Source organism: Polynucleobacter sp. JS-JIR-II-c23 (genome assembly GCF_035011225.1).
Lineage (GTDB): Bacteria > Pseudomonadota > Gammaproteobacteria > Burkholderiales > Burkholderiaceae > Polynucleobacter.
This window is the reverse complement of record NZ_JAYGQT010000001.1, coordinates 1,566,782-1,590,219: the sequence shown is the minus strand read 5'-3', so window position 1 is coordinate 1,590,219 and position 23,438 is coordinate 1,566,782. Positions and strand designations below refer to the sequence as shown.

At 42.4% G+C, this 23,438-nt stretch carries 22 protein-coding genes; 12 read left to right on the top strand and 10 right to left on the bottom strand.

The features are described from left to right. Positions 1-98: 98 nt before the first annotated feature. Positions 99-2,504 (top strand): phosphoenolpyruvate synthase, encoded by a 2,406-nt coding sequence (ppsA, locus tag VC159_RS08100; protein ID WP_323473274.1) that lies wholly within the window; start codon positions 99-101, stop codon positions 2,502-2,504. An 89-nt stretch (positions 2,505-2,593) separates the two neighbouring features. On the opposite strand, the gene VC159_RS08095 is transcribed toward ppsA, so the two are convergent. From VC159_RS08095 to smpB, 5 genes are all read right to left on the bottom strand, one after another. Continuing rightward, a complete protein-coding gene (locus tag VC159_RS08095; RefSeq protein WP_323473273.1) occupies positions 2,594-3,490 on the bottom strand; it encodes a peptidase in 897 nt (298 codons plus the stop codon). Between the two features lie 56 nt (positions 3,491-3,546). Beyond that, on the bottom strand, positions 3,547-4,344 hold the full coding sequence (locus VC159_RS08090; RefSeq protein WP_323473272.1) for a transglutaminase family protein: 798 nt from the start codon (positions 4,342-4,344) through the stop codon (positions 3,547-3,549). A gap of 12 nt (positions 4,345-4,356) precedes the next feature. Next, positions 4,357-5,334 (bottom strand): alpha-E domain-containing protein, encoded by a 978-nt coding sequence (locus VC159_RS08085; protein ID WP_215359565.1) that lies wholly within the window; start codon positions 5,332-5,334, stop codon positions 4,357-4,359. Between the two features lie 26 nt (positions 5,335-5,360). Further along, complete coding sequence (locus VC159_RS08080; RefSeq protein ID WP_215359567.1) at positions 5,361-6,773, bottom strand: circularly permuted type 2 ATP-grasp protein; 1,413 nt, start codon at positions 6,771-6,773, stop codon at positions 5,361-5,363. Positions 6,774-6,905: 132 nt separating this feature from the next. Continuing rightward, positions 6,906-7,358 carry an SsrA-binding protein SmpB gene (gene smpB / locus VC159_RS08075; protein WP_046330447.1) on the bottom strand — a complete coding sequence of 151 codons (453 nt, stop codon included), beginning with the start codon at positions 7,356-7,358 and terminating at the stop codon, positions 6,906-6,908. Positions 7,359-7,383: 25 nt separating this feature from the next. Between smpB and VC159_RS08070 the strand changes: the two genes are divergently transcribed. The 5 genes from VC159_RS08070 to VC159_RS08050 all read left to right on the top strand — a co-directional run bounded on the left by VC159_RS08070 (position 7,384) and on the right by VC159_RS08050 (position 12,723). Beyond that, the gene (locus VC159_RS08070; RefSeq protein WP_215359568.1) at positions 7,384-7,815 is read left to right on the top strand and encodes a type II toxin-antitoxin system RatA family toxin; all 432 of its coding nucleotides are present in this window, start codon (positions 7,384-7,386) and stop codon (positions 7,813-7,815) included. Beyond that, entirely contained in the window at positions 7,808-8,158 is a 351-nt protein-coding gene (locus VC159_RS08065) for an RnfH family protein (protein ID WP_215359570.1), read from the top strand. The genes VC159_RS08070 and VC159_RS08065 overlap by 8 nt, the downstream gene beginning before the upstream one ends. Positions 8,159-8,184: 26 nt before the next feature. Further along, positions 8,185-9,648 (top strand): IMP dehydrogenase, encoded by a 1,464-nt coding sequence (gene guaB / locus VC159_RS08060; protein WP_323473271.1) that lies wholly within the window; start codon positions 8,185-8,187, stop codon positions 9,646-9,648. A gap of 25 nt (positions 9,649-9,673) precedes the next feature. Beyond that, on the top strand, positions 9,674-11,281 hold the full coding sequence (gene guaA, locus VC159_RS08055; RefSeq protein WP_323473270.1) for a glutamine-hydrolyzing GMP synthase: 1,608 nt from the start codon (positions 9,674-9,676) through the stop codon (positions 11,279-11,281). Between the two features lie 161 nt (positions 11,282-11,442). Next, positions 11,443-12,723 (top strand): tyrosine-type recombinase/integrase, encoded by a 1,281-nt coding sequence (locus tag VC159_RS08050; protein ID WP_323473269.1) that lies wholly within the window; start codon positions 11,443-11,445, stop codon positions 12,721-12,723. Between the two features lie 192 nt (positions 12,724-12,915). On the opposite strand, the gene VC159_RS08045 is transcribed toward VC159_RS08050, so the two are convergent. Next, positions 12,916-13,098, bottom strand: a complete 183-nt coding sequence (locus VC159_RS08045; protein ID WP_323473268.1) for a hypothetical protein — start codon at positions 13,096-13,098, stop codon at positions 12,916-12,918. 171 nt (positions 13,099-13,269) lie between these two features. Further along, entirely contained in the window at positions 13,270-13,716 is a 447-nt protein-coding gene (locus VC159_RS08040; protein WP_323473267.1) for a DUF6641 family protein, read from the bottom strand. 1,002 nt (positions 13,717-14,718) lie between these two features. Here VC159_RS08040 and VC159_RS08035 point away from each other — a divergent pair. Further along, complete coding sequence (locus tag VC159_RS08035) at positions 14,719-15,300, top strand: site-specific integrase (protein WP_323473266.1); 582 nt, start codon at positions 14,719-14,721, stop codon at positions 15,298-15,300. 6 nt (positions 15,301-15,306) lie between these two features. Here VC159_RS08035 and VC159_RS08030 read toward each other — a convergent pair whose 3' ends face one another. From VC159_RS08030 to VC159_RS08020, 3 genes are read right to left on the bottom strand one after another with little or no spacing between them, the layout of a single operon-like run. Next, positions 15,307-15,522 carry a hypothetical protein gene (locus VC159_RS08030; RefSeq protein WP_323473265.1) on the bottom strand — a complete coding sequence of 72 codons (216 nt, stop codon included), beginning with the start codon at positions 15,520-15,522 and terminating at the stop codon, positions 15,307-15,309. Between the two features lie 36 nt (positions 15,523-15,558). Then, positions 15,559-15,987 carry an N-6 DNA methylase gene (locus VC159_RS08025; RefSeq protein WP_323473264.1) on the bottom strand — a complete coding sequence of 143 codons (429 nt, stop codon included), beginning with the start codon at positions 15,985-15,987 and terminating at the stop codon, positions 15,559-15,561. Beyond that, entirely contained in the window at positions 15,968-16,252 is a 285-nt protein-coding gene (locus VC159_RS08020; RefSeq protein ID WP_323473263.1) for a hypothetical protein, read from the bottom strand. Before VC159_RS08020 ends, VC159_RS08025 begins: the two co-directional genes overlap by 20 nt. A 129-nt stretch (positions 16,253-16,381) precedes the next feature. On the opposite strand from VC159_RS08020, the gene VC159_RS08015 reads away from it, so the two are divergent. The 5 genes from VC159_RS08015 to VC159_RS07995 all read left to right on the top strand — a co-directional run bounded on the left by VC159_RS08015 (position 16,382) and on the right by VC159_RS07995 (position 23,433). Next, positions 16,382-19,195 (top strand): DNA methyltransferase, encoded by a 2,814-nt coding sequence (locus VC159_RS08015; protein ID WP_323473262.1) that lies wholly within the window; start codon positions 16,382-16,384, stop codon positions 19,193-19,195. 9 nt (positions 19,196-19,204) lie between these two features. After that, positions 19,205-20,071: a hypothetical protein gene (locus VC159_RS08010; RefSeq protein WP_323473261.1), complete on the top strand. Its 867-nt coding sequence runs from the start codon at positions 19,205-19,207 to the stop codon at positions 20,069-20,071. Positions 20,072-20,359: 288 nt separating this feature from the next. Continuing rightward, positions 20,360-21,157: a ferritin-like domain-containing protein gene (locus VC159_RS08005; protein WP_323473260.1), complete on the top strand. Its 798-nt coding sequence runs from the start codon at positions 20,360-20,362 to the stop codon at positions 21,155-21,157. An 8-nt stretch (positions 21,158-21,165) separates the two neighbouring features. Beyond that, positions 21,166-23,064, top strand: a complete 1,899-nt coding sequence (locus VC159_RS08000; RefSeq protein WP_323473575.1) for a B12-binding domain-containing radical SAM protein — start codon at positions 21,166-21,168, stop codon at positions 23,062-23,064. A 108-nt stretch (positions 23,065-23,172) separates the two neighbouring features. Then, complete coding sequence (locus VC159_RS07995; protein ID WP_215359578.1) at positions 23,173-23,433, top strand: hypothetical protein; 261 nt, start codon at positions 23,173-23,175, stop codon at positions 23,431-23,433. Positions 23,434-23,438: the final 5 nt, after the last annotated feature.

Genomic DNA, 23,438 nt, shown 5'->3' with positions numbered 1-23,438 from the left:
CTTAAAAGTCAGGGTCAGCACTACAATAGAATCATATTAAAGCATGCCCTCTTTAGGGTGGCCGCTACACCAGTTTCCTTATCTTTTGAGAGTATTTTATGTCCAACCAACAGCAACAAAATAGCAGTATGGCTGATGCCTATGTTTTGCCTTTTGAACAACTCCGCATGACTGATGTTGAATCAGTTGGCGGTAAGAATGCGTCATTAGGAGAGATGATTTCTCAGTTAGCTTCTACTGGGGTTCGAGTTCCTACAGGTTTTGCAACGACTTCGTTAGCATTCCGTGACTTTCTAAAGTACAACAATTTGACTGAGCGCATTCAGCAGCGTTTAGAAGGTTTGAATATTGATGATGTGCGTGCATTGGCGCAAGCTGGTGCGGAAATCCGTAACTGGATCGAAACAGCGCCATTTCAGCCAAAGTTGGATGAAGAAATTCGTAAAGCATTTGCAGTGTTGGATGATTCTGGCAAAGGCTCATTTGCGGTTCGTTCATCAGCGACTGCCGAAGACTTACCAGACGCTTCCTTTGCAGGTCAGCAAGAAACTTTCTTGAACGTAGAAGGTATTGATGATGTTCTCAAGAAAATTCGTGAAGTATTTGCTTCTTTGTATAACGATCGTGCGATCTCCTATCGTGTTCACAAGGGCTTCGCCCACGCTGAAGTAGCCTTATCTGCCGGTATTCAGCGCATGGTCCGCTCTGACTTGGGCGCTGCTGGCGTAATGTTTACTCTGGATACCGAGTCTGGATTTGAGGATGTGGTTTTCATTACCTCTAGCTATGGCTTGGGTGAGACTGTTGTTCAGGGTGCAGTGAACCCGGACGAGTTTTATGTATTCAAAACCACTTTGGCTCAAGATAAGAAGGCGATCATTCGCCGCTCCTTGGGTTCAAAGTTAATTCAAATGCAATTTGCCCCCAAAGGCTCTGCAGAAAAAGTACAAACTGTTGATGTCACCCCAGAAAAGCGTAACCGCTTCTCTTTGGAGGATGCCGATATCACTGAGTTGGCTAAATATGCAGTGATCATTGAGAAACACTACGGTCGTCCAATGGACATCGAGTGGGGTAAGGATGGTCAAGATGGTCGTATCTATATCTTGCAAGCCCGCCCTGAGACTGTAAAGAGTCAGGCTGCCGGCCAAGTAGAGATGCGCTACAAGTTGAAGGGCAGCTCAAAGGTATTGGCAAAAGGTCGTGCGATTGGTCAAAAGATTGGCGCTGGTCCTGTACGCATTATTCGTGACCCAAGCGAGATGGATCGAGTTCAACCAGGCGATGTCTTGGTTGCCGATATGACTGACCCGAACTGGGAACCAGTCATGAAGCGTGCTTCAGCGATTGTGACTAATCGTGGCGGACGTACCTGTCACGCAGCGATTATTGCCCGTGAATTAGGCGTACCTGCAGTGGTTGGTTGCGGCGATGCGACTGAGCATTTACAAGACGGCATGATGGTGACCGTTTCTTGCGCCGAAGGTGATGAAGGTCATATTTATGATGGCTTGATCGAAACTGAAGTCACTGAAGTATCCCGCGGTGTGTTGCCTGAGATTCCAGTGAAGATCACGATGAATATCGGCAATCCTCAGTTGGCATTTGATTTCTGTCAGATTCCAAATGCTGGCGTTGGCTTGGCTCGTCTTGAGTTCATCATCAATAACTACATTGGCGTGCATCCACGTGCTGTATTGGAATATCCAAATATTGATCCTGACCTCAAGCGCGCCGTAGAGAGTGTTGCTCGTGGCTATGCTAGCCCGCGTCAGTTCTATGAAGATAAGTTGGTTGAAGGTGTAGCAACGATTGCCGCTGCTTTCTATCCAAAACCAGTGATCGTTCGTTTGTCAGACTTCAAATCCAATGAATATAAGAAGTTAATTGGCGGTTCACGTTACGAGCCTGATGAAGAAAACCCAATGTTGGGCTTCCGCGGTGCATCACGTTATGTATCTGAAGATTTCGGCGAGGCTTTTGCTCTCGAGTGCGCTGCAATGAAGCGTGTTCGTGAAGATATGGGCTTGGACAACGTAGAAATCATGGTTCCATTTGTGCGCACTATCAATCAGGCTAAGCGCGTGATCGACATGATGGAGAAGTTTGGTCTCAAGCGTGGTGTGAATGGTTTGCGTCTGATCATGATGTGTGAGATCCCATCTAATGCGATTTTGGCTGATCAGTTCCTTGAGTACTTTGATGGTTTCTCAATCGGCTCAAACGACATGACTCAATTAACTCTGGGCCTAGATCGTGACTCCGGTATGGAATTGTTGGCTATCGACTTTGATGAGCGCGATCCAGCGGTTGAGTTCATGATTGCACGTTCAATTGATGCTTGCCGCAAGCAAAATAAATATGTCGGTATTTGCGGTCAAGGCCCTTCAGATCATCCAGACTTTGCTCGTTGGTTGGTTGAGAAGGGAATCACTTCAATCTCATTAAATCCAGATAGCGTAGTGGCTACCTGGGAGATGTTAGGTAAGAACTTAAAAGCCTAAACCATAGCGGATAGCATTAAAGCACAAGGCCTAGATTTTTTCTAGGCCTTTTTGTTTACCAATGCATCCAACGCTTCAATATTGGAAACTTACTTTTTCTTTGCAGTCGCCTTCTTCGGCAAAACTTTCTTTGCCGCCTTATTTACGGGAGTGGCCTTAGTTGTTCTTGTGGCCTTTTGAGCTCTTGCCTTAGATGGCGGATGATTGATAGGAACAATCCCCATTTTTTTAGCGGGAGTGGAGATATCGCTCGATTTATGAGCGCCGCTCCAACTGGGTTCCGCTATGGAATTAAAGGCCTCGCGTAGTTTCTCGCCCCATGCTTGATGGATCATTGCGAAATAGGGGTTTGCATCATCTAGAGTGACGAGCTTCGTGGCTTTCAGAGAATTTTTTTCATAAACCAGCATATCCAGAGGCAACCCAACCGAAATATTACTTTTCAGAGTGGAGTCCATCGAGATGAGGGCGCATTTGGTTGCCAGGTTAAGTGGCGTATTAAAATTCAGCACGCGATCCAAGATGGGCTTGCCGTACTTGGATTCACCAATCTGGAAATAGCAAGTCTCGGGAGTAGCCTCAATAAAGTTCCCTGCCGAGTAAATATTAAATAGGCGGGGTTTCTCGCCTTTCACTTGACCACCAAAAATCATATTGCAGTTAAATTCAAGCCCCGATTTTTCAAGTGCAGCATGATCGCGTTCATAGACTTGTTTAATGGCGTCACCCACAACAACTGCGGCTTCGTATGAGTTTTTGGCTATCCAAAGGTTCTTGCCCTTAAAAAGCTGTCCTTGAAGCAGGATTTCTTTAACGGACTGAGTAATGGCGAGATTGCCGGCACTCATTAATGTAAAGAAGCGATCCTTGTCTTGAAACAAAGACATCTTTCTAAAGGTGCCAACTTGGTCTACGCCGGCATTTGTCCGGGTATCAGATAAGAAAACAAGACCATCTTTAAGGCAAAGACCAACGCAATACGTCATACACAGACCCTCTTCATTATTTCCTGGAATTATCTCTTAAATATCCCAGAGGGTTGCTATGGCAACTGTTGAATCGAAATGTTAGCGCTAAGTTCTTCTCCGCCGCCGCCAGAGCGCACCCCTTTAACAGGAGCGGCGGAATAATAATCTCTACCAATGGCAAGGCGAATATGACGTGAGTCAACTAAGCAGGCGTGGGTGATATCTACGCCGGTCCAGATACCTTTATCGATATCACTGCAGAAGTCGATCCAGGCATGGCTAGCAAGATTAGGGGACTCTTCTGCAAAGAAGTAGCCGCTGACATATCTTGCGGGTACGCCAGAAGCTCGACAAAGAGCTAACATGATGTGGGCATGGTCTTGGCATACGCCAGATTTCATGGCGAAGGATTGAGCTGCAGTCGTAGCAAAGTTCGTTTGGCCAGGAGAGTACACAATCAAGCCTTGAACTGCCTCAGCGAGTTTTAGTACTTGATCAACTGAATTTTTCTTTGGAATACCATAAGAGAAATAATCCAACATTTCATCTGTAGGTTCAGTGAGATTAGTTTGCTGTAAAAGATAGTAGGGCGAAACTGCTTTAGCCTCATCAATAAATTCAAATGCATCTTGCGTATGCACTTCGCCTTCTGCCTCAATCATCATCGAGGTGTAAGGACTCTCTTGGACGAATACGCTACAGGCATTCCCGAATGTATCTATTGAATTCGAGGCTTTAATTGGCGTGCTGATCTTCCATTTATCAACCTGCTGTCCTGCAACGGTTGGCGGGGTCAAGCGCAACTCTTGTATGGAATAACGCACCGGGGCTTCATAGCGATATTCTGTGCGATGGCGAATTTTAAGATGCATATAGTTGATTTCTTAGGCAACAGCTAGTGGTATGAGGTAAGCACTACTGAACTCATCAGCCACATGATTGATGCGCTCCAAGAAGCTCTCAATGAATTCTTCTAGGCCTTGTTCGAAAACCTCATCAATGTCTGAATAATCTAGGCTGGCCTTGAGTTTGCCAAGTAAACGTTCTATTTCCTTTGATTGTTGATTCTTTACTTCCGAAATAAGGGGAATGAGTTCATTGACGCAGCACACTAAGGATCGCGGCATCTGTTTATTGAAGATCAGTAGTTGTGCGACTTGTTTTGGTGTAACTTGATCAGAATAGATTTGACGATAGATTTCAAATGCGGAGACGGAGCGCAGTAAAGCTGCCCAGTGATAGAAGTCAAAGAATTCACCATCAGTGCCATCTTCCGAGGATTTCTTGGCGCCAAGAACCCGCAGTGCTGCTGGGTCTTCATATTTAGTTTCCAGAATACGTGCGGTGTTGTCGGCGCGCTCTAGCAAGGTTCCCACGTTGATAAAGTAGAAAGCTTCATTCTTGAGCATCGTGCCATAGAGGACGCCTCTAAACAGATGGCAGCGGTGCTTTACCCATTCCAAAAGGCGGCTAGGATCCGCCTGATGCCTTGCTTCTAAGATACGTTGCAGCTCAAGCCAGGTGGTGTTCTGGGTTTCCCAAACCTCAGAGGTAATCTTGCCGCGAATAACGCGGGCATTCTCACGCGCAGCAAACAGGCAAGAAACGATACTAGAGGGATTGCTGGTTTCATAAATCATGAAGTCCAAAACATTCTCACGATTAACGACATCGTATTTGCTGAGGAAAGCTTCCTCCAGCTTAGAAATCGTGAGTAATTTTTTCCAGCTCTGCTCTAAAAACTCTGCAGGCTGTGGAAGTAGGGATGTTTGATGGTTTACATCGAGCATGCGGGCAGTATTTTCTGCGCGCTCTGTATAACGGGCCATCCAATAAAGACAATCAGCGGTACGACTCAACATATTTTCTTATTCCCCATACTCTTCATTCACTCTTCCAATACCCAGGTATCTTTAGTTCCGCCACCTTGGGAGGAGTTCACTACTAAAGAACCTTCTTTGAGTGCAACCCTAGTCAATCCACCGGGAACCATCTTGATGGTTTTGCCTGAAAGAACAAAAGGCCTTAAGTCGATATGTCTTGGTGCAACGCCTGACTCAACAAAGGTGGGGCAGGTGGATAACGCTAATGTAGGTTGCGCGATATATTTATCTGGATTGGCGATAAGGTGAGTTCTAAATTCTTCAATCTCTGCTTTGGTTGATGCTGGACCGACTAACATGCCATAACCACCAGCACCATGGGTCAGCTTCACCACCAGCTTATCTAGATTAGCTAATGTGTAAGCTAAGTCATCTGCCTTACGGCACTGGAATGTAGGAACGTTATTGAGAATCGGTTTCTCACCAAGATAAAACTCAATCATCTCGGGAACGTATGGGTAGATGGATTTGTCGTCGGCAATACCGGTACCAATTGCATTTGCCAGTGTCACGTTACCAGCACGGTGTGCAGATAAGAGGCCCGCGACGCCTAAAGTGGAATCAGAGCGAAATGCCAATGGATCCAAGAAGTCATCATCAACGCGACGATAGATCACATCAACGCGCTCAGGTCCTTGAGTGGTGCGCATAAAGACTTGCTCATTCTTTACAAATAAGTCTTTGCCTTCTACCAACTCAACCCCCATCTGCTGCGCGAGGTAGCTGTGCTCAAAGTAAGCCGAGTTATACATACCAGGAGTCAACACAACAACGTTTGGTTTTTTAACGTCATCCGGCTTCACAGACTTGAGGCATTCCAATAAAAGATCTGGATAGTGCTCTACAGGAGCAATGCGATATTTCTGAAAGAGATCTGGAAAGAGTCGCATCATCATCTTGCGGTCTTCAACCATGTAAGACACGCCAGAAGGAACGCGCAAGTTATCTTCTAAAACGTAAAACTCACCTTCACCGGCGCGAACGATATCGATTCCAGCAATTTGCGCGTAGATGTCGCGCGGTATGTTGACGTTGCGCATCTCAGGGCGATATTGCGCATTGTTATAAATCTGTTCGGCTGGAACAATGCCTGCTTTAATAATGTCTTCATCGTGATACACGTCGTAGATAAAGCGATTGAGTGCTTTGACACGTTGACGTAATCCCGCTTCAAGTTGCTCCCATTCTTTGGCGGTAAAGATGCGCGGCACTTGATCAAATGGAATCGTTCTTTCCGACCCCAGGTCATCTCCGTAGACGGCAAAGGTAATGCCTACGCGCCTAAAGATCAGGTCTGCTTCAGCGCGCTTGAGACCCATGAGGGTGTCACTTTGCTGCTTCAGCCAGTTGTGAAAGATTTGGTAGTGGGGACGCGCTTTGCCTGCGGCGTCGAGCATTTCGTCAAAAGGCAATTTCATAGTTACCAAACTAATGCCTTTATAAAAGCTGGAAGGAACGATTTGAAGCGGCTTGGTGCTGAAATGCACCATTAAAGTGCATAAATGCTTAAATCTTTGCCCTAAGGCTAGTCTACCCCAGTTTTTATGGGATTAAGCGTTTAAATCGCCTCTGGCAATGCGACCTTTTTGCACTTCCCACTCACGTTCTTTAGTGGCTGCGCGTTTGTCATGCTGCTTTTTACCTCTAGCGAGGCCAATCTCGCATTTCACATTGCCTTTGGAGAAATGTAGGTTTAGCGGCACCAGGGTGTAGCCCTTTTGCTCTACTTTGCCAATGAGTTTTTTAATTTCGATCGCATTCAGAAGGAGCTTGCGAGTACGAGTACTGTCTGGAACGATATGGGTAGAGGCTGACAGCAGGGGGGTGATATGGCAGCCGATCAAAAATAGCTCCGCCTGGCGAATGACAACATACGCTTCTTTGACGTGCACGCGACCTGCGCGGATGGCTTTCACTTCCCAGCCTTCCAACACAAGCCCTGCCTCAAAGCGCTCCTCGATAAAATAATCAAAGAAGGCTTTTTTGTTATCGACGATACTCATATTTATTTAGCTCTCAAGAACGATTATGGCAGACGTCTACAAGACCGTTTTAATTGGCCAATCAGCCGACCGTATGTACGGCTTAGTGACCGATGTCGCCCGCTATCCTGAGTTCTTGCCTTGGTGTGGTGGCGTGGAAATTTTTGAGCAGACTGAAACAGTGCTCGACGCCAAAATCAATATTCATTTCAAAGGCATTACCCAGTATTTTCATACGCGGAATGTGAATCACCGCCCTGAAACGATTGATATGGTCTTTGTAGATGGCCCTTTTAAGCACTTTTCTGGGCAATGGAACTTTATCCCCTTGCGGGAAGATGCTTGTAAGGTGGAGTTCAAGCTGCACTGGGAGTTTAAGAGCGTCATTCTGGACAAGATTATTGGCCCAGTATTTGGCCATATAGCCGGCACCTTTGTGGATTGCTTTGTAAAACGTGCCGAAGATCTCTATGGCTGAGCGCTCACTTGATCTCATGCTCTGTGATGCCAGGCAGGGTGAGCCAGAGCTGAAGCCGTTCAAGCTCCTTCTGTCAGCGGACGAGTTGCCTACAGTTGGCCTAGCCCTCATTAGGGCTGGGATCGCAGTTGGCCCAGATGACCCTGTTTTGGCCAGAAAAGGCTGCTTTGGGGTCTTTGGCAAGCGTAAGGATTGGGATAGCCCCATTTATGCTGGGGATCGCCTAGAGCTCTATTCCTCGCTATTAATTGACCCTAAAACAGTTCGACGGAAAAAGGCCAATCAGAACCAGGACGCCAAATTCCAGGCTGCCGCAGCTAAAAGAAAGGCTAGGAGGCTATAATCTGTTTTTGCGACTAGGGGTTTTGCATGCGACTCATTCAAAAAGCACTCACTTTTGACGATGTGCTCCTCGTACCGGCTTATTCATCGGTACTCCCTCGAGATGCCAGCTTGGCAAGTAAGTTAACTCGAGATATTTCACTCAATACACCATTGGTGTCCGCAGCTATGGATACCGTCACTGAAGGTCGTTTGGCAATCGCCATGGCTAGTGAAGGTGGCATTGGCATCGTTCATAAAAACTTAAAGCCTGCTGAGCAAGCGCGTGAAGTGGCTAAAGTAAAACGGTATGAATCTGGCGTACTACGTGATCCAATCACGATTAGTCCAGATGTGACTTTGCGTCAGGTGATCCAACTTTCTCGTGAACATGGTTTCTCAGGATTCCCAGTTCTGGTTGGTAAAGAGGTTGTTGGCATTATTACGAATCGCGATTTGCGTTTCGAAGAAGACTTAGATGCTCCAGTAAAAACCAAGATGACTTCGCGTGAGCGTTTGATTACTGTGAAAGAGGGTTGCTCATTAGAAGAAGCAAAGCGTTTAATGAGTCAGCATCGTTTAGAGCGCGTACTCGTTGTCAATGACAAGTTTGAACTGCGCGGCCTCATTACTGTTAAAGACATTCTCAAGGCAACTGAACACCCGAATGCTTGTAAAGATAGCGAAGGTAAATTACGCGTTGGTGCCGCAGTAGGCGTTGGCCCTGATAACGATGAGCGCATTGAGTTATTGGTGCGCGCTGGTGTCGATGTGATCGTTGTAGATACTGCTCATGGCCATAGCCAAGGCGTATTGGATCGAGTGAAATGGGTTAAGAAAAACTACCCCCATGTGCAAGTGATTGGTGGCAACATTGCTACTGGTGATGCTGCTAAGGCATTGGCTGATCATGGTGCTGATGGTGTCAAGGTGGGTATTGGTCCTGGCTCAATCTGTACAACACGTATTGTTGCTGGCGTTGGCGTTCCACAAATCACTGCGATTGTGAATGTGGCAACTGCACTTAAGGGCACTGGTATTCCATTAATTGCTGATGGTGGCATACGTTACTCCGGTGACGTTGCAAAAGCATTAGCGGCTGGCGCTAGTTCGGTCATGATGGGTGGCATGTTCGCTGGCACTGAAGAAGCTCCAGGCGAAGTGTTCTTATACCAAGGACGTTCTTACAAGAGCTATCGCGGTATGGGCTCTTTGGGCGCGATGGCGGATGGCTCTGCTGATCGTTACTTCCAGAGCGATATTGTTGCGAATGCAGAAAAGTTAGTACCAGAAGGTATTGAAGGTCAGGTGCCATACAAAGGTAGCGTGTTGGCAATCTTGCATCAACTCACTGGCGGTATTCGTTCTTCTATGGGCTATCTCGGTTGCAAGACCATTGATGAGCTCCATGAAAAAGCTAACTTCGTAGAAATCACTTCAGCTGGCGTGCGTGAGTCGCACGTTCATGATGTGAAGATCACTAAAGAAGCGCCAAATTACCATATTGATTAAGACTTAAATTAGGGCTGTTCCTTTCGTGCACGACAAAATACTGATTCTCGACTTTGGTTCGCAAGTAACTCAACTCATTGCTCGGCGTGTACGTGATGGACGCGTGTATTCAGAGATCCATCCCTACGATTGCGATCCTGAATTCATTCGTAAGTTTGTTCAGGAACAGGGTGGTAAAGGCATTATTCTTTCTGGCGGCCCAAGTTCCGTCACTGAAGACGGTAGTCCCCGTGCACCCCAAATCGTTTTTGAGCTTGGCGTGCCTGTTTTGGGGATTTGCTACGGCATGCAAACCATGGCTACCCAATTAGGTGGCACAGTTGCTTCCGCAGAGTCTTTGGGTAAAGCGCGTGAGTTTGGTTACTCCGAAGTGCGCGCTCATGGGCACACAAATTTGCTTAAAGGCATTCAGGACTTCTCCACCAGTGAAGGTCATGGGATTTTGAAGGTATGGATGAGTCATGGTGACTCAGTCACCTCAATGCCACCTACATTTAAGTTAATGGCCTCTACTGAGTCTTGCCCAATTGCCGGCATGGCGGATGAAGAGCGTCGCTTCTATGCATTTCAGTTTCATCCAGAAGTCACTCATACCATTCAAGGCACTGCAATCATTGAGCGCTTTGTGCACGAGATTTGCCAATGCAAACCGGACTGGGTAATGGGTGATTACATTGCAGAAGCGGTTGAGAATATTCGCAAACAAGTCGGCAATGAAGAAGTCATTCTAGGCTTGTCTGGCGGCGTTGACTCTAGTGTTGCTGCGGCCTTAATTCATCGTGCGATTGGCGATCAGCTCACATGCGTATTTGTGGATCATGGCCTGCTTCGTCTGAATGAAGGCGACATGGTGATGGAAATGTTCGCGCGGAATTTGGGTGTGAAGGTAATTCGTGTCGATGCTAAAGAGAAATTCATGGGTGAGTTGGCTGGTGTTGCTGATCCAGAAGCCAAGCGCAAGATCATCGGTAAAGAATTTGTAGAAATTTTTCAGACTGAGTCTGGGAAGATTCACAATGCCAAATGGCTAGCTCAAGGAACCATTTATCCGGACGTGATTGAGTCTGCTGGCAAGGGCAAGAAGGGCGCTCACACCATTAAGAGTCACCATAACGTTGGCGGCTTGCCTGAAGACATGCATCTCAAATTGCTCGAGCCCTTGCGTGAGCTCTTCAAGGATGAGGTCCGCGAACTTGGAGTGGCCTTAGGTCTTCCCCGCGAGATGGTATATCGCCATCCATTCCCAGGCCCAGGTCTTGGCGTGCGCATACTAGGTGAAGTTAAGGCAGAATTTGCTAGCTTGTTGCAACGTGCTGATGCCATTTTCATTGAAGAGCTGCGCAATACGATTGATGAAGCTAGTCAAAAATCTTGGTATGACCTTACTAGTCAAGCGTTCGCTGTTTTTTTGCCAGTGAAGTCTGTCGGTGTCATGGGCGACGGCAGAACATATGAATATGTTGTTGCTCTCAGGGCGGTTCAAACCCAAGACTTTATGACTGCGCATTGGGCTCACTTGCCGCATGAGTTGTTAGGTAAGGTTTCCAACCGCATCATCAATGAAGTGCGCGGCATCAATCGAGTTGTATATGACATCAGCGGAAAACCGCCTGCAACGATTGAATGGGAGTGAGAATTTTAATCTAAGTAGTTGATTTATATAGATATTTTACTTACACAAAAGTTTCACAAAAATCATTAAGTCATTGTTTTTCTTAGCTTAATAATTTACAGTTACACATAAAGCTACACAGCACCGTAGCTATTCAAAACTGTAGTTACTCAAAGCTCACAATGCCGTCCAAAAAAATTAAATTTAACGAAGACGAAATAGCGATATTTGACGACGCTGTTATTTACAAGCGTGGAAATTATTGGCAATTTAGGATTTGGCTTGCTAAAGAACGCAAATACGCACGTTTTAGCTTAAAGACTAAAAGCAGAAGTACAGCAGAAGATAAAGCTAAGTTGCACTATCACGAACTTATGGCTTTGCAAATGCAGGGTAAAAGTTACTTTTCCAAAACAACAAAAGATGGTGTTGCTATGTATTTGGAGCAAAGACAAAAAGACGTAGAAGCAGAACTGATTGTTAAAGGTAGATACAGCACAATTAGCACACACTTAGAGCATTGGCTTAATCACGTTAAAAAAGATACAAAACTTAAAGAATTAGAGCGCACAGATTGCGAAAATTACTTTGCTGAACGAACTAAGACTAAGAAGGGTTTAAAAATAAGCCAGACTACAGTTGAGAATGAGCAAAGCACGATTAATGCAATGATGGCTTGGTTGTATAAGCGTAAAGAAACTTATATAGATGGGTTTGATTTTAAGAAATTACCTAAATTAGATAGAGGTAAAGAGGAAAATAGAAGAGACTTATTTACAGATGCTGAATTTAAGGCTATTGCTGATGAATTAGATAGCTACATTGAGGACGCAGAAAAAGACTTAAGTAATGATGAAAATTTAGTACAAGCTATAACAGGCTATTACTTAGGATTTAACTCAATTACAGGCTTACGACGTGGAGAACAGTTACAACTACGTTGGAGTGATATTGAAGAGATGGAGCATAAAGAAGCACGTAATAAGAAATTTGACTTACTAAAAATAACTATAAGAGGTGAGACAAGTAAGGTTAGAAAAACAAGAAAAGTCGTTATTAAAGATACTGGCTACTTTGCTGGGTTACTTAAGTTACAGATTGGCAGGCTTGGTGAGGATGTAAAAGAAAAGGATATGCAAATGCGTTTGGGTGATAACCTAATGTTTAGTGCTAATAATAAAAATCCTATAACTCCCCGTGCAATTGGCTATCACTTTGATAAATTATTGAAACTTGCAAAAATAAAGAATTTAGAAACACGTGATTTAGTGCCCTATAGTTTTAGACACTACTTTATTACAAAGCGTGTGAATAGTAATTTACCTCCTGCCGCAGTTGCAGAGATGTGTGGCACAAGTATTACGCAAATTGAAAAGACTTATTACCATACAACAGAAGAGAAGATGGTGAGTAATGCGTTAGCTGACTACGAATACAAAGATGGTTTACTAATTCCAAAATAGCATTTCAACTATGCCTGTCATCCCCATCTCAAATTAATTAAATTTACCCAGTAAATCACCAAAAACCACCACTATTTGCGTCAAATTTAATAAATCTCGTAATAAGAGTTATTAAGAATAAGGGGTGGGGATTAGATTATAACTGGTGGGGGTAAGGTTTTGCGTGGTGTTTGAAAACTGCGCTACAAATTTTTAGTGAGTAGCTTTGTAAATCTGTTGCTGTGCTTTAGCTATAGTCTGCCTATCTTTTTCATCTTTGTATGCTTTCTTAGCGTTGTCAGCATTACGCTTCAAACTTACTACACGAGCTTGTTGGGGGTTAAGTGGTTTGATAGGCTTAACAGGTTTGATTGTTTGTATTTCATAAAATCGCATACAAGTATTTAACCCCCAACTAAAGCATTACTCATACTTCCGTATAGTTCAGCACATTTCCCAAGCCATACATATGCTCACCTAACTGCTTTGCTGTGTAAGAATTATCAGCGTAAACAATAGTATTAGCTGTTTGTAAGTTGTTTATGCGTACCCATAGTCTGTATTGCTTCATTTACCAAATCCCTCACGTGTAGCATTACTTACTTCAGAAATAGCCTCATCTAATGCACCATTAAGCACATCAGCTTTAAGTGCTTTTAATGTTGCAATTAACTCATCACCACTGTTAAGTTCGATACAGTTAGCTTTAGTCTTTTTATTAAGCGTGAGTGTCTTAGCGCCGTACTTAATTGCCAAGTTAATCTTTCCGCTATCGCTAATCCAAAACCATTCCTTTACACGTTTAACAGTTTCAACAGCTATACGCTCGCCAGTTTGCTTATTTGTAATGGTTTTTAAGCGTTTTGGAGCATACGTATTGCCAGCTTGCTTAGCTTCGCATAATTCAATTTGTTCGTGTAGCTTAGCTACTAACTTATTACGTCTATGCACTATAGGACTAACAGTTTGATGACGCTTACTTACTACTAATTTCAAGTTATTCAATGTACTCATTACGCACTCCTTTTGTTATTGGAGTAATAACTGTAGTTTCAGATTGTCTGTTTTCCTACCAATTTGCCTATTTTTTGAGCATCGTAACTCATTGAAATATATGGATTTATTGGAAATTTATTGGTTTTATTTGATTCTGCTAAATATCTATACAAATGAGATATAAAAGTTGGCACGCTGAATACAATAGTGCTGTTAAATCCGTTCTGATATGTGACGGTACGCAATTGAATTGCTCATTATTCGCTGTATTGCACTACCTAGCTATATGCTAGATGCCTTAAATGCCACACCTTTTGTGTAGAAGCGTTTGCGATACTGTAATGGTTGGTAACATAGTGATATGTGAATAAAGTGAGTGGGACTGCCACAATTAAACCCACAAACACTCCACAAAGCTACTGATATAGGCTGTGGAGGTGTTGCGTTAGACGAGCACATAAAAGGGGATAGCAAAACCTACCTTTCTTGTTAAATCAAGTTGTGTGTATATCAGTTGTTAATCCTCAGTAAAAAGATTAGCTATAAGCCACGCTTGTAAAAAGAAGCGTGGCTTGTGCTTCCTAGTAAAAATCAAAAAAATATCAATAAAAATAAAGAGAAGAAAAATGTGTGAGCGAAAGCGTTAGCTTTTGCGATACACAAGCAAACGTAGTTTGCTTCATAGTTATAAAAAGTATTATTAGTAATGCTTAATACATCAAATCAACGCTATAAGCACTCAAAAAACAAAGCTGAACACAGCACAGCTTAAGCACAACAAAATAGCGCATAGGGCTTATATGCACGTCTATTAATAATGTGGCTTATTGACTACAGAATACTTAAATAGCTATATGTAAGGAAATATACAAATCATTACATTTATGCACTTAGATAGCGTAACTGTTTGATTTATGGAAAGAAAAAGTATTACTGAAGTAACACTTAAAAGAGGTAGGAATTTTGAAACAAAGAAAACATACTAAAGACATACAAAACACTATATATGAGGTGGAAATTATGTCAAAGCAAGCAAAAACACTTACAACAACAGAATTACGTAGGGTTTTAGATTACACAGCTACACGCAAGCATAGCGCACGCAATAGGGCGTTACTAATGACTACGCATTTAAGTGGTATGCGTGTAGGTGAAGTTGCGAGTTTACGTAACAGCGACGTATTAGATGCAGATGGCAATATACGCAATGAAATACGCTTAAGTGCAGAACAAACAAAGGGTAATGAAGCAAGAGTTGTATTTGTTAACGATAAGCTACGCAAGGAGCTGGAGCTATATACACAATTTATTGATAAAACTGCAATTAATCCAGCACTTAAGTTCTTTTACAGTCAAAAACGTAAAAGTGATGGCTTTACAGCTAATACACTTACACAATTCTTCCACTACTTATATAAACGAGCTGGTGTTGATGGTGCCAGTAGTCATAGTGGTAGACGTACTTTTATTACAAACTTAGCAAGTAAAGGTGTTGGGGTGCGTGTACTAATGAGTTTAGCTGGACACAAAAATATTAGTACAACGCAGGCTTACATAGATGTTAACGATGATATGAAGCGTAAGGCTGTTGAATTAGTTTAAGTTTTATTATTTTAACTGGAACACATAATCTGAAATTTTATGTCTGTGCTCGTTAGGTTTTTTATCTCCTGCGCTGTAAGTAATAAAGTATTCTCCTTCTATCCTTTCCACGGCTCCGCAAGCTGTAGTTGTATGCAAAATAACACCTGCATTTTTACTCGGATTTTTTTCTAACTGCATCGCAAAAGATCCAACTTCTGGTATTGATGAGATTATTGGCATTTTATTTCCTTAGCGTGTTTTATTTAAAGATACAACTTAATTCCAAATATCGTAATTGAATGTCAGTGCATCTCCACAAACAATATTACGTTCAACAATATGTCTGTATTGCTCCTGTCCGCATAACAATCGTTCACGACAAATATCAATGTTATCTAACATAATATCAATGCCATAAATTGTGCTTAATGCATCCTCAAAGCTAATATTGTTTTGTAATTTTCTAATTAATACTTCACTCAAAAATTGACCATTACCACAGCAAGGGTCAATTACAGTTTTATCTTTATCAACAAATACACGACTGTTATTAGATTCTAAATTGTCCAGAATTTGATTTACTAATTCAGTTGGAGTAAAGATCTCGCCAGTCTTTTTAATACGCTCATTCTCACGTACTACGTAATCTTTATCCCAGTTACGTAATAACGCAATTAATTCTGCGTTACTTAGACTTCTTTGCACGTAGCTTAGGCTCCGTTTGCGTTACAGATAAGCGTTTAATACCTACAGCTTTACCTATTGCTGATAAGATTTGCAAGTCACTAACACCTTTTGTATTTGCCTGTATTACTTTAAATGAAGATACGATGTTTTGCTTTTTAATCAATTCTTCCAATTCACTTGCATAGGCTTTTTCTTCTAATGCTTTAAGTGCTTCTTTAGCTTTAGCCAATTTTGCTTTGTAGTCATCTGTACTAAGTGATTTACGTGGTGCTCTTGTAGCCATAGTCAATTCTCCAAATAGTTATGTTTAACAGAATAGTAGTAAAACCTATTGTCATTAACTTTATATGCCTATATTCTGCTTAAAGTCATTAGTGTTTATCCTTAGTCCAATACGGTTAATATGTAATTTATGGCAGATATAACAATTAACGAAGTTCGCAGACGCTTACAGCTATTTGCGAAAGAGCACGAGAGCGACAGGGAAGAGAAACAGTACGCACAGCAATTTATGCGTGATTTCTATGCTTGCTTTGGATTAAGCAAGAGTTCTGCGTCAATGTTCGAAAAGAAGGTTATCAAGTTTGGCAATGCACGGGGTTATATAGATAGCTTTATACCTGGCGTGTTATTGGTTGAGCAAAAGACAACTGGCGAGGATTTGTATAAGGCATACGAACAGGCAACTGATTATGCAATGGCGATTACAAATGAGTTTGAAAAGCCGCAGTACATATTAATTTGTGATTTCCTAACATTTCACCTATATAACCTACACAGCTTAGATAAAGAGCCACTTATATGTAGCTTAAGTGAGATTAGTAAGAAGGCTGATTGGTTTATGTTTTTGGTTGATAAGCGAGTTATTGCTTACAGCGAGGAATTACCAATTAATCGTAAAGCAGTAGAGCAAATTGCCAAGCTACACGATGCATTGCTTAGAGCTAACTACACAGGTAGGGATTTAGAGAGCTTCTTAACTAGATTGCTGTTTTGCTTGTTTGCGGACGATACAGGGATATTTGGTGAGGATGGACAGTTTAAGAAGCTGGTAGCTAAGACTAAGGAGGATGGCAGCGACTTAGGAATGGCTATTGCTATGCTATTTCAAGTGCTTAATACAGCACACGATAAACGGCAAACTAACTTAGATGAAGCACTTAAGGCTTTTGAGTACGTTAATGGTGGACTGTTTGCAGAGCAAATATCTATCCCTAGCTTTGACTTTGACTTAAGAACAATATTAGTTAAGTGTTCAGAATTAGATTGGAGTGGAATTTCGCCAGCTATTTTTGGAGCAATGTTTCAAAGTGTATTAGAGGCTGGTGCTACTGATACAGCACATCGCAAAGAGAGTAGAAGAGAGTTAGGAGCACATTACACAAGCGAACGCAACATTCTTAAAGTAATACAGCCGTTATTTTTAGATGAATTGCATCAGGAATTTGAGCAAGCAATTACTAAGCCTAAATTACAGGCACTTTACGATAAGTTACATACACTTAAGTTCTTTGATCCAGCTTGCGGTTGCGGTAACTTCTTAGTTATTGCCTATAGAGAGTTAAGGCGCATTGAGAATGACGTTATTGCCAAGCTGTACTTTAAAGGTGAACAAGGTGGCTTATTAGACGTTAAAGAGTATTGCAAAGTAAGCATTGAACAGTTTTATGGAATTGAGATTGATGAAGCGGCTGTACATATTGCACGTGTCGCAATGTACATAACAGATCATCAACTTAATTTAGAGAGCGGTAATAGATTTGGTGAAACACGTGCAACAGTTCCGTTGGTAGCAACTCCGCACATACATTGCGGTAACGCTTTACGGATGGATTGGAATAGCGTAGTTAAGGCAGAGGATTGCAATTACGTGTTCGGCAACCCGCCCTTTATTGGTGCCGCATTAAAAAATACAGAACAACAAAGTGAGATGGATAGTGTTTTTTATAATGTCGATGGCGCAGGTAAATTAGATTATGTTTGTGCCTGGTACGTAAAGGCAGCCTACTACACTGACATAAACAGAGATATTAAATGTGCCTTTGTATCAACAAATAGCATTGCACAAGGTGAGCAACCTGCTATTTTGTGGAAAGAATTATTCAAACACGGCATTTCTATTAATTTTGCACATAGAACATTTAGGTGGAGTAATGAGGGTAGAGGAGTTGCCGCTGTTCATTGTGTAATTATTGGCTTTAGCAAATATAGTGGTGGAGCTAAGAAATTATTTACGTATGAAAATTTAAAAGCAGATCCAATTCTTATAATAGCAAGTCAAATTAACCCATATCTTGTTGATGCCGCCAATATATTGATCGAGAATAAATCGAATGTCCTTTGCCCAAATTTACCAGACTTAATTAGAGGTAGCATCCCTTACGATGACGGCAATTTATTGTTATCCGAAGATGAAAAGAATGCGATATTAAGTGCCGACAGGAGCTTGGAAAAGTATATTAAGAAGTACGGTGGAGCTAAGGAAATGTTAAGCAATGAGTGGCGCTATTGCTTTTGGCTTAAGGATGCCACACCAACAGAAATTGTTAGTAATAAGGTAATAAGAAATAGAGTTGAAGCTGTAAGGGAATTTCGCGAAAAGAGTAAGACAAGTTCTGTGCATTCGAAAAAAGACATTCCCGCTTTGTTTGGCGATATCCGGCAGCCTAACGCAGATTATTTGCTTATTCCACGACATTCTTCTGAAAATAGAAAATTCATTCCAATTGCTTATGTTAGTAAGGATGTCATTTGTGCTGATAGTGCATACGCCTTACCAAATGCCTCGCTCTATCATTTCGGTATATTAAGTAGCTCTTTGCACAATGCTTGGATGAGAACTGTTTGTGGACGATTAAAGAGTGACTATAGATATTCGGGCGGTATTGTTTACAACAATTTTGTTTGGGTTAGTAATTTAGATGATGCATTACGTGCCAACATAGAAAAGTGCGCCCAAGAAGTGCTGGACATTAGAGCCAACTTAAAGGACACAACCGTAGGTGATGCTTATAAGGTAATAGCGATGCCTGCGGAGCTTGTTAAGGCACACAAAGACTTAGACAGGGCTGTAGATGAAGCATATGGCTACAAAGGTGGCGATGATGATGCAAGCAGAGTTGCATTCTTGTTTAAGCGTTATGAAGAGTTAACAAGTTTATTGCCTCCAACAGTAGTTAAGAAGAAGCCTGTAAAGAGGCAGGATGATGGTGGTTTACTAATTTAAGGCTATGTTATGAAGATTGCAGAGGGCAAACTTAAGACGGATTTACGTGGCATTGGTGGCTGGCTGAAATTCCTTATCTTTCAGTATATGTTTCTAGCTCCGCTATTTGGTTTTAGTGCAATGGCTGTTAACGACTCTCGTTACCCACCAGAAATCAAAAGCTATATAAACTTAATATTACTTCTTAATATTTTTGTAAATATTTGGCTTGGGAATAGATTGAGAACGGAGTTCAATTGGACGACTATAAGAATAGTATTTCATTCTTTATGGCTTATGCCTTTATTTTTTGCATTGCTTGATACGATAACTATCTTCTCGTTTACACAAAACCCAGCAATTATTTTTCTTATCATCCCTCCTACGTTAATGATATTAATTGTTAACTTATTTTGGATGTCTTATTTATTGCGTTCAAAAAGAATACGCAACACATACTTTGGAACCTCATCTGCTAGTAAATCATCTCCAGTACGATCCAAAAATGCTACTTTATTGCTCAAACTTATCTTTGTAGCCTTTGCTATTTGGTATTGGGCTTATTGGGTATATGCAGTTAATTGGTGGAACAATTCAGATGGCGAGCAGTTCTACTTAACTATTGGTTTTTTTATTTCTATATTCGTAGGGTGGATACTTTGTAAGTCTGGTTATCGTTACCTGATAAATGGAACTAAATTTAATCGTATTTTTGGACTAATATTTGTTTTTTCTATTTTTATTACAACATTCGTTGGACATTTCTCAATGCAAGATAGTGGTTTACTATTTGCTAATTCTTTCTTGCTCTTACTTTCAGCAATTTCAGGTTTGCTAGCATTTACCAATCTATTTCCATCTTTACTTAAGTGGGTAAGAGGCAATACGTCAGATTGAATTGGCTAGATATGCTTAATCATTAAGAATTACTTACTTAGTTGCGGTTCAATCATTAAGTTGTAACTGTTAAAATAGCCTTACACAGCGTGTAACCGCAATCTTCTTAAGTTATTGAAATTGCGTTAATTTATAGATGCACGTAGCTATTGGGTTTGCTGTTCGTAGTTACACAAAAGTTACACACCACTAATTTTGGAGACGTAAGTGATTGATTATAATAAGAAAAAAACTTACGTTGTTATTGAGTGGGAATAAGGGGTAGGCGATTTAAGCCTGCCAATATTCATGCTTGAGTTACGCGAAGCTTCACTCGCAATCCTAGCAAGCACTGATGCACAAAACAAAGTAAGTCAGTTACTCGGTTTGTTTGATAGCTATCACAAACAACAAATTACTCTGGATATTGCCCATAAGATAGATGCTCAAGGCCTTTCTCTACCTGGGCGTCCGCTAAAGCCAGAATTGGTACTTCCTAAGCTAGTTCCCAAAAGAAGAATGGATACGCCTGAGGGAAGGGCGGGCTTATTACATTCGCTTGCCCATATTGAATTTAATGCGATGAACCTTGCACTAGATGCCATCTGGCGTTTCCCAGATATGCCTAAGGAATACTATGAGGACTGGTTAAAGGTTGCTAAAGAAGAGGCCTATCACTTCAGCCTGGTAAACGAACATTTGCATGTGCTTGGGTTTGCTTATGGAGATTTCCCTGCTCATAATAGTTTGTGGGAGATGGTCGAGAGAACAACGGATTCGGTGATTGCCAGAATGGCCTTGGTACCCAGAACAATGGAAGCAAGAGGCTTAGATGCGGTGCCAGCGATTCGAGATCGCTTCAAGCAAATTAAAGAAGTTCGTGCGGTGGAGATATTGGAAATTATTCTCAATGATGAAATTGGTCATGTGTTGATTGGCAATCGTTGGTTTAATTTCTTGTGCGCCCAAGATAATATTTCTCCAATCACTGCTTATCGAGAGTTGGCTGCCAAATATCGTGCGCCTGTTTTAAAGCCCCCATTCAATATGGAGGCCCGCAAGCAAGCTGGCTTTACAACTGAAGAGCTAGCTCTTCTTGGTGCATAGTAAATATGATGAAGGTATTAAGTCTCATTCCACCCATGACTCAGCTGAATACGCCATATCCTTCTACGGCTTATCTCACTGGGTTCTTGAGGTCTCGTAGTGTTGACGCTGTTCAAGAGGATCTTGCCTTAGCTTTGGTGCTCAGTTTCTTTACTCCAGGGGGTATGGCTGAGATTCATGCCGAAGCGCTCACTGTTCCTGAAGAGAGCCGCAGTGCGAGCGTTAATTTTTTCCTAGACTACTTTGATGCCTATCAATCCACTATTGCTCCTACCATTGGCTTCTTGCAGGGGCGCGATAGCACTTTAAGTCATCGTATCAATACCCGTGATTTTTTGCCTGAGGGGCCACGCTTTGCTTCTCTTGATGCATTTGATGACGAGGAGGCCGGTGATTCTTTGTCTTGGGCCTTTGGTGCTCTGGGGTCGCAAGACAGGGCGCGACATCTAGCCACCCTTTATCTCAATGATTTATCCGATGTATTGCGTGATGCTGTTGATGATCGCTTTGAATTCGTGCGCTATGCAGAATCCTTAGCAAGTAGTCAACCTACGTTTACGCCTTTGGCCGATGCGCTACAAGCTAAACCAACGCTTATGGATCAGCATTTACAAGTATTAGCTAGTAAAGCAATTGAGCATCACCAGCCAGACTTAGTGCTCCTATCTGTGCCTTTCCCAGGGGCAATGTATGCGGCCTTGCGTATCGCCCAGGTGATTAAAAAATCACATCCAGAAATCAAGATTGCTTTGGGTGGTGGTTATGTCAATACTGAGCTTCGAGAGCTATCTGATGCTCGTATTTTTGATTATGTAGATTTCATTACGCTAGATTCTGGCGAGAGGCCGTTGCTTGCCTTGCTTGAGCACCTTGGTGGCAAGCGTTCCGCGGAGAGGCTGGTACGCACCTTTATTCGCAATTCCAAAAACCAAGTGCAATATCTGAATTGGCAAGAGCTTGATGTGCCTTTTGAAGAGGTTGGAACTGCTACTTGGGATGGATTACCGCTGGATTCTTATTTATCTCTTTTGGATATGCTTAATCCGATGCATCGCCTATGGAGTGACGGCCGCTGGAATAAGTTAACTGTTGCGCATGGCTGTTATTGGAAAAAGTGTAGCTTCTGCGATGTATCTCTTGATTACATCTCTCGTTATGAAACTGCGTCAGCCAGTTTATTGGTGGACCGTATTGAGCAAATTGTTCATGAGACTGGGCAGACAGGATTTCATTTTGTGGATGAAGCTGCGCCACCTAAGATATTAAAAGCACTGGCTGAGGAGCTCATTCGCCGTAAGATCGTGATCTCTTGGTGGGGTAATATTCGCTTTGAGAAAACCTTCACACCTGAATTGGCGGAGCTTTTAGCAAAAAGTGGATGTATTGCGATGTCTGGAGGTCTTGAAGTAGCCTCTGATCGTCTGCTCAATCTCATGAAAAAGGGTGTATCAGTAGAGCAGGTCGCTCAAGTTACCAAAGGTTTCTCGGATGCAGGAATCTTGGTTCATGCTTATTTAATGTATGGTTTCCCTACGCAAACCGTCCAGGAGACGGTGGATGCCCTGGAATATGTAAGGCAGCTTTTTGAGAATGGCTGTATACAAAGCGGCTTCTTTCATCGTTTTATCTGTACCGTGCATTCTCCTGTGGGTCTGAATCCGCAAGAGTACGGAATTGAACTCATTCCATTGCCGGAAATTACTTTCGCTAAGAATGATGTCGCCTTTATTGATCCAACCGGGGTTGATCATGATGTGCTCGGTCAAGGGCTAAAAAAGGCCATCTATAACTATATGCATGGCGTAGGCTTTGAGATCAAAACTAAGTCTTGGTTTGATGGTTTGGGCATTGCCGTACCAAAGACAACTATCCCTAAGAATTTCATACAAAACGCTTTATATCGCTAGCCCATGCCTATGTAGCCACTGGAATTACAGACTGGCTGGAATGAATTTTTTACAACCCAATACCAAGTGCCCGCATACCCCGATGGAAGTTACTAATGTGGGCTTAGTATGACTGCATCGCAATGGGAGCGGATTAATACCCCCGCTGGGCAATTTTTAGTGTTGCGGATTCATAGCGAAACACCGAATTTTGTAAGTAATGACTTATTTAGGGTTGGCAATCAACGGCAAGAGGGCTTGCGGTTTACGCCAGAAATCGGACGTTGGGTTATTCGGCGCAGTTCGGGGCGCTACATCACTGCTGGCGTTTATTGGGCTAATGCCTACTGGGAAGACTACCTGGAGTGGGAGTTAATCTCCTGGAAATAAGCAAA